Raw genomic sequence first — 1468 nt, forward strand, 5'->3', positions numbered from 1 at the left:
ATATTACATTTATTAATTTTATTTCACTAATTACAATTATATCTTAATAAAAAAACTTATTCTATGAAATTTCTCACCATTATTTACAATTATTGTATTTAGACATGGCCTTTAAAATTGATTTATTTTTTCTTAAAGATAAAATATTAATAAAAAAGAACTACCTATTTTAGTAGCTCTTCCAACATATTTTTTCTCGATAATTACAATTTATAAGTTTATTTTTACTTCTATTTTATCATTTGCTAATTTATAATCAGATATTGAAATATTAGATATTTCTTTTTTATTATCCAAAAGTGTTGCATAGTCTCTAATAATCATCCGTTCAATTGATACTCTATATTTTGATAACTCATCTGGTAAATCGTTATATTTATAGTAGTTCCAGTTTGGAATAGAAGTGTACTTTTGATTAAGTCTTTTAATTAAGTCTTTAGCCTCCCCTACATATAATAACTTTGCATTTGTGTCTATAAGAGTATAAATTAAATTTTTCGTTCTAATTTCAAATTCTAAGTTTTCTTTATACTGCCAATCTTGTTTATATATCCTTGATTTCTCATCTTTGTTTAAAGCATCATCTAATTTTGATAGTGATGGTGACTGTACTAAATACTTAAAAAGAGAAGGGAAAGTTGGTTTCTGAGTGTAATGTACGGTAAAAATAAAAGTATTTTCATTTTTATTAAATTCAATATCAAGAAATTCCCAAAATGGAATCTCAGTTTCTATATTAATTTCTTTCCCTTCTTTCTTATCCTTCCCTCAATACCTTTTACGAAAGTCATAATATAAATATCTTTCAGTTTATATACCAAGTCTTCGTCAAAAGAAAGAAAATATAAGGGATTTTTCAGATGAACAAAAGGAACTAATGGAACTCCGAAAAAGAAACAAGCAACTAGAAATGGGCAATGATATTTTAAGCAGCGCTGAAAATAGGACGAAAGTAAATGTGATTAAGAATAACCTGCACAAATACTCGATATCAGCAATGTGTAAAGTCCTCCAACTACCAAGAAGCACCTATTATTATGAGGCAAAAGAACGCCAAGCTGAAGATGAAATTACGTCTCATATCATTAAGATTTTTTATGACAGTCGTCAAAACTACGGGACTCGTAAGATTAAGAAAATGTTAAACAAGCTTGGGAAGTTTGTTTCTAGACGTCGCATTGGGCGAATTATGAAATAACAGGGTCTAGTTTCTACTTACACAATAGCTTATTCACAATCAATGTTTAACTTATAAACTTTCAAAAATGGCGAATAATTAATTCAGATTGGAATTCTTCTATCTTACCTAATTTGTGGTATGGTTCACCGTGGTTATTTAAGAGGCAAAAACAGCATTGGTAAACAGTACTTTCCGATGCCGTTTTATGGTTTAACCGTCATTAATTTTATTAGAATGTTTCCACACTCAATATGCCTTGAAAGGTCAGGATACAAATGCTAATTTAAA

At 28.1% G+C, this 1468-nt stretch carries 1 pseudogene; it reads left to right on the forward strand.

Going from position 1 to position 1468, the window contains the following annotated elements:
* Positions 1 to 862: 862 nt before the first annotated feature.
* Positions 863 to 1195: pseudogene (locus CN925_RS15260) on the forward strand (IS3 family transposase); the annotation flags it as partial.
* Positions 1196 to 1468 lie beyond the last annotated feature (273 nt).

The organism is Bacillus sp. AFS055030 (genome assembly GCF_002574545.1).
Taxonomy (GTDB): Bacteria; Bacillota; Bacilli; order Bacillales; family Bacillaceae_G; genus Gottfriedia.